Raw genomic sequence first — 6,056 nt, forward strand, 5'->3', positions numbered from 1 at the left:
CAACTATGGCGCTTTATAAACAACAACGCCAACGTCGCAAGCCTATGGCAGAAATTAATGTCGTACCGTACATCGACGTGATGCTGGTATTGCTGATCATTTTCATGATTACCGCGCCCATGCTAACCCAGGGCGTTCAAGTCGATTTACCCAAGGCCGATGCCAATCCGGTTGAAGCGCCGGAAAATCTTGAACCTTTGGTGATTTCGGTTGATGCTGAAGGTGCTTACTATGCATCAGTAGGTGATAATCAGGATCAAAGTATCGGTGCACAGGAACTGGTTGCCAGAGTGTCGGCTGTATTACGCCGAAACCCTCAAACGCCAGTGATGGTCAAAGGCGATAGTTCAGCAAGTTATGGACAAGTGGTAGGGGCTATGGCTTTATTACAAAAAGCAGGCGTACCGAATGTCGGTTTGATTACTCAAAGACCGGAAACGGAAACACAGTAATTAAGATGAAGCATCCAATTGTGCAAACTCTTCTTGCCGGCGGCACTTCAACAATATTGCATATATTGTTATTTTTACTGCTGATATTCAGCTTTGATATGCCTACTGATATTCGCCAGTTTGGCCAACCAGAAGTCGAGATCGTACAAGCTACCGTAGTTGACGAAGATTTAGTTCTTGAAGAAATGGCGCGTTTGCAGGAAGCGGAAGAAAAAAAACGTGCAGCAGAAGAAGAGCGTCAGCAAAAACTGGATGAACAACTTGAAAAAACGCAAGATGAGCTGGCTCGTAAAGAGCAAGAATTTCTGGATATGCAGGAACGTGCCAAGCTTGATGCCGAAAAACTAAAACAGGAAGCTGAACTTGAACAACAACGCTTGAAAGAGCTTGAGCAGCAACGTATAGAACAGGAAGAAGCACGTAAACAGGCAGAGTTGGAACGTCAACAAGCAGAACAAGCTAAACAAAAGGCAGAAGCTGAGCGAAAAGCGGCTGAAGAAGCTAAACAACGAGCTGATGCAGAACGCTTAGCAGCAGAAAAGGCCCGAGAAGAAGCTGTGGCTAAACGCAAAGCGGAAGAAGAAGCCAGACGCAAGGCTGAGGAAGAGGCCAAACGTAAAGCGGAAGAGGAAGCCAAACGTAAAGCAGAAGAGGAAGCCAAGCGTAAAGCAGAAGAAGAGGCTAAACGTAAGGCAGCTGAAGCTGAAGCTAAACGAAAAGCTGCTGAAGCTGAGGCCAAGCGAAAAGCTGAGGCAGAACGCCTGGCCGCAGAAAAATCACGAGCAGAAGCAGAACAAGCATTACAAAGACAATTAGATGCTGAGGCAGAACAGCGCAAGCAGAAACGGATTGCTGGGGTTCTGGATACCTACGGATTGCAGATTCAACAAAGAATTACCCGTTACTGGACTAAACCAGCTAATGCAGAAGCTGGGTTACTTGTTACGCTGGAAGTGAAACTTATTCCGGGTGGTGATATCCGCAGTGTAAGAGTGATAAAAAGCAGTGGAAGTGAAATATTTGATCGTTCTGCAGAAAATGCTGTTTATAAGGCCGCTCCAATGCCAATGCCTTCAGATCCTGATGCAGCACAAAAGATTATCAGTGAAGGCATTGAAATATACTTTAAACCTGAATGAGAGAAGTTAATATGGCCCCGAAATTAATTCGTTCGCTTGCCTTAATGGCGATGTTTTTTATGCCAATTCAGGCATCTGCCGTGTTAAAAGTCGAAATCACCGGAGGTTCAGATAGCGCACTCCCAATCGCTATTGTGCCGTTTGGCGCCGAAGGAATTAAAGCGCCTGAGGATATAACCAGCATTATTCGTAATGATCTCGAGAGTACTGGTCGTTTCGCACCATTAGATAACCAGGATTTGGTTTCTCGACCCACTGAACAATCACAGGTCAATTTTGCAGATTGGCGTTTATTACGTTCCGAAGGGCTTGTTATCGGCAAAATCAGCAGTCAGGATGGCGAGAACTACCAAGTTCAATTCCAATTGTTTGATGTTTACCGTGGTCAGCAATTGGCCGGAAAACGTTACCAGGTGCCTGCATCTGGATTGCGTGCATTAGGCCATCAGATTGCAGATGTTATCTATGAAACATTAACCGGCGAAAAAGGTATTTTTTCAACGCGTCTGGCGTTTGTCACACAAATAACGGCTGGTGATGGTAAAAAACGTTTCGCTTTACAGATATCGGATGCTGATGGAGCAAATCCACGGACTGTATTACAATCTACTCAACCGATTATGTCGCCGTCCTGGGGACCTGATGGCAATCAATTAGCCTATGTATCATTTGAGAATGGCAAAACAGAGGTTTTTGTTCAGCAGTTGCAAAGCGGACAACGCAAGTCAGTTGCCTCCTTTGAAGGCATAAATAGCGCACCGGCTTGGTCGCCTGATGGCAAAAAGCTAGCCCTGACTCTGTCGAGAAATGGTAACCCGGAAATTTATGTCATGGAATTAGCCAATGGTGATTTAATACGGGTCACCAATAATGCTCAGGCAATTGATACTGAAGCAGTTTGGTCACGCGATGGCAATGAGATTTACTTTACTTCTGACCGTGGTGGTCGACCACAAATTTACAAAGTTTCAGCAAATGGCGGTAGAGCTGAACGGATAAGTTTTGAAGGAAATTACAATGCTTCACCTGATTTATCACCAGATGGAAGCAAACTGGCCATGGTACATGGTGCCAATGGTGGTTTTTATATTGCTGTACAGGATTTGAAAACCGGCGCAATGCAAGTTTTGACGGATTCAGGAAGAGCTGAATCGCCGAGTTTCGCGCCGAATGGCCAAATGATCCTGTATGCTACTGAGCAAAAAGGTAGCGGTGTTTTAGCTGCTGTCTCTGTTGATGGCCGGATCCATCAACGTTTGAGCGAATCCGGAACTGTTGTGCGTGAACCAGCATGGTCTCCGCTGAAAAAATAATTTATGTCAGGAGTGTTTGTTATGAATCGTTATAAGTTCTCGGCTCTACTTATTGCATTGTTTTTACTCAATGCCTGTAGCGGTAATGCCACAAAAGATGGAACCGATGATGTGTTGGTTGAGGAGCGTAATGGCGCATCAACTTCAGGTGTTACTGGTCAAGGAGCTGATGGAAGCGATCTGGGAGCAGAAGCAAGTGTTATTGTTGGCGAAGATGGTTATGCAGGAAGTGAGTTGAATGACCCATCCAACCCTCTCTCCAATCGGGTAATCTACTTTGATTACGATAGCGCCAGCGTAAGACCACAAGATCAACCTATCGTCGAGGCTCACGCAGCTTATTTGGGTAAAAATCCTAATCTGACTGTCCGTCTTGAAGGTCATACTGATGAGCGGGGCTCGCGTGAATATAATCTCGCATTAGGTGAACGACGTGCTTTATCTATTCGTCAGTTACTGATGTTGCAGGGCGCTAGTGCCCAACAATTTCGTGTGACAAGCTTTGGTGAAGAACGTCCTGCCGTTGATGGTAGTGATGAATCTGCATGGTCACAAAACCGTCGAGTTGAAATAATTTACATTGGTCGTTGATATGCCGTTTAAAAAGCAAAAACAACTTGCAATCGTATTAATGGTGGGCGCTATATTGGCGCCCGCTGTTTCTTGGGCTGAAGAAGAAGCTTTACAGGCTCGCGTGGATAGGTTGGAACGTATTATTCAGGGGCAGGGATTAACCTCCTTGCTCACTCAGGTTGATCAATTGCAGCGTGAGATTCAACGTTTAAATGGTGCTAATGAAGAGCTTAATCACCAAATAGAACAGATTCAAAAACGCCAGCGTGAACAATATTTGGATCTTGATCAACGGATAACAGAAATCCAGCAGCAAGCTTCAGTTTCTCAAGCTCCATCAGTTATCGATTCACCTTCTATGGATAACAATTCAATTGATGAAGAGTTAGCCGATGGTGGTTTGCAGAATACACCCACTGATCAGACAGATGCTGGAGAGAGCGCACCTGTGCCCGTCGCAGTAGAAAGTGGCGAAGCTGCATATCAGTCAGCATTACAGGATCTGCGTGGCGGCCGTTATCAGGAAGCTTTGTCAGCGTTGGGAGCATTCCCCCAAAATTATCCAAATAGTTCATATCTGCCTAATGTCTATTATTGGCAAGGCGAAGCACATTACGTTTTGCGTGAATTTGATAAAGCAATCGTGGCTTTTGATAAAGTCATCTCCAGCTATCCCGACAGTAATAAAGTGGCAGATGCTTTGTTAAAACGCGGTTTCAGTGAATATGAAACTGGCGATACCAGTAAGGCGCAAGCATCATTGAATCAGGTGATTGAGCAATATCCGGATACATCAGCATCCCGACTGGCGAAAGTGCGTCTGGATCGTATCCAGCAAAATGCACAATAAAACATTTTTTGTAGATTACGTAGATGGATCAATGTCGTATCACCGAGATTTTCTATTCATTACAAGGTGAAACCCGAACAGTGGGCCTGCCCACCGTTTTTGTCAGGTTGACCGGCTGCCCGTTACGTTGTGGTTATTGTGATACCGCTTATGCCTTTCATGGCGGGCAAAAAATGGAGATCAGTGACATTGTTGCTGAAGTAAAAAGTTACAATCCCCGCTATGTCACTGTTACCGGCGGCGAACCGCTGGCTCAGAATACCTGTCGGGAATTATTAACTGCCTTGTGTGAGTTGGATGTCGAAGTGTCATTGGAAACCAGTGGTGCGATGGATATCAGTAATATCGATCCGCGGGTTGTACGGGTTATGGATTTAAAAACCCCCACATCAGGCGAAGTCTCCAAAAATCGTTACAGCAATATTGATCTGTTAAACCCTCAGGATCAAATCAAATTCGTTATCTGTAATCGTGAAGATTATGATTGGGCTCGTGAGCAGTTATTCTCACTGGAGCTGATAGATCGTTGTGAGATTTTATTTTCCCCGGTGCATGGTGATTTAAACCCTACCGATTTAGCGGAATGGATTATTGCTGATAATCTGCCGGTAAGAATGCAAATTCAATTGCATAAATATCTTTGGAACGATGCTCAAGGCCGATGACTAAACGTGCTGTCATATTACTTTCCGGCGGATTAGATTCCGTTACAGCCTTGGCAATTGCCAAAGCTGAAGGTTATGAATGCTTCACTATCAGCTTTGATTATGGTCAGCGACACAAAACCGAACTTTTTGCAGCGGAAAATCTGGCTAAAAAATCAGGTGTAGCCAGCCATAAAGTAATACAGATTGATCTTCGTGCCATCGGTGGGTCAGCATTAACAGATGACATTGATGTGCCAGAGACAGAACAACAGGGTATTCCGATTACTTACGTCCCGGCACGAAATACAGTTTTTCTGTCGATTGCATTAGGCTGGGCAGAAGTACTTAATGCCGAAGCCATTTTTGTCGGGGTTAACGCTGTGGATTACTCAGGCTATCCTGATTGTCGCCCTGAATTTATTGATGCATTTGAAAAGCTGGCTAACCTGGCAACCAAATCTGCAGTTGAAGGTTCCGCTATATATATAAAAGCACCATTGATGCATCTTTCAAAGTCAGAAATCGTTAAGCGTGGTACGGAGCTGGGGATTGATTACAGCGAAACAGTTTCCTGCTACCAAGCTGATGCGCAAGGCAGAGCGTGTGGACAATGTGATTCCTGTCGCTTCAGACGACAAGGTTTTATTGATGCCGGACTAGCAGACCCAACACGTTATCAATAAGTTATTGTTTCTTGGTAAGAATCAGCAATTACCTGTTTCCTGTATGACTTCCACCGCTATTCTATGTCAGTAAAATAGAAAAATATTGGCAACTGGGGTTGTCATTTTTATCAACTATAGTATTATGTCGCGCTTGGTTTGGGCCGTTAGCTCAGTTGGTAGAGCACCGGACTTTTAATCCGATGGTCCTGCGTTCGAGTCGCAGACGGCCCACCATTTTTTCTGCAAGATTTCAGTTTTATTCTAGTTTCATAATTCTGTAATAATTGTTGTTGACAGCCCGGCGAGTGGCTGTATAATTCTCGCTTCTTTGCAGGACGTTAAGAACTGCAAGCTCTTTAAAAAATTGGTATCAAGTAATTTGTGTGGGTACTTGCGTCGGACATTTCTGAAAAGAAA

General features: G+C 44.6%; 7 protein-coding genes and 1 tRNA gene. All 8 read left to right on the forward strand.

The genetic code is table 11. The features are described 5' to 3' along the window. Positions 1–5: 5 nt before the first annotated feature. The gene (gene tolR / locus B3S93_RS14760; protein WP_292358155.1) at positions 6–452 is read left to right on the forward strand and encodes a protein TolR; all 447 of its coding nucleotides are present in this window, start codon (positions 6–8) and stop codon (positions 450–452) included. Between the two features lie 5 nt (positions 453–457). Beyond that, positions 458–1,591, forward strand: coding sequence for a cell envelope integrity protein TolA (gene tolA, locus B3S93_RS14765; RefSeq protein ID WP_292402978.1), 1,134 nt, complete (start codon positions 458–460; stop codon positions 1,589–1,591). A gap of 11 nt (positions 1,592–1,602) precedes the next feature. After that, on the forward strand, positions 1,603–2,904 hold the full coding sequence (gene tolB / locus B3S93_RS14770; RefSeq protein ID WP_292358152.1) for a Tol-Pal system beta propeller repeat protein TolB: 1,302 nt from the start codon (positions 1,603–1,605) through the stop codon (positions 2,902–2,904). A gap of 21 nt (positions 2,905–2,925) precedes the next feature. Next, entirely contained in the window at positions 2,926–3,495 is a 570-nt protein-coding gene (pal, locus tag B3S93_RS14775; protein WP_292358150.1) for a peptidoglycan-associated lipoprotein Pal, read from the forward strand. A 1-nt stretch (position 3,496) separates the two neighbouring features. Next, positions 3,497–4,327 (forward strand): tol-pal system protein YbgF, encoded by an 831-nt coding sequence (ybgF, locus tag B3S93_RS14780; protein ID WP_292402981.1) that lies wholly within the window; start codon positions 3,497–3,499, stop codon positions 4,325–4,327. A gap of 23 nt (positions 4,328–4,350) precedes the next feature. Further along, on the forward strand, positions 4,351–4,992 hold the full coding sequence (gene queE, locus B3S93_RS14785) for a 7-carboxy-7-deazaguanine synthase QueE (protein WP_292402983.1): 642 nt from the start codon (positions 4,351–4,353) through the stop codon (positions 4,990–4,992). After that, positions 4,989–5,657 (forward strand): 7-cyano-7-deazaguanine synthase QueC, encoded by a 669-nt coding sequence (queC, locus tag B3S93_RS14790; protein WP_292358144.1) that lies wholly within the window; start codon positions 4,989–4,991, stop codon positions 5,655–5,657. Before queE ends, queC begins: the two co-directional genes overlap by 4 nt. Positions 5,658–5,797: 140 nt before the next feature. After that, positions 5,798–5,873: transfer RNA gene (locus tag B3S93_RS14795), tRNA-Lys, on the forward strand. Positions 5,874–6,056 lie beyond the last annotated feature (183 nt).

Source organism: Methylophaga sp. UBA3613 (assembly GCF_002375415.1).
Classification (GTDB): Bacteria; Pseudomonadota; Gammaproteobacteria; order Nitrosococcales; family Methylophagaceae; genus Methylophaga.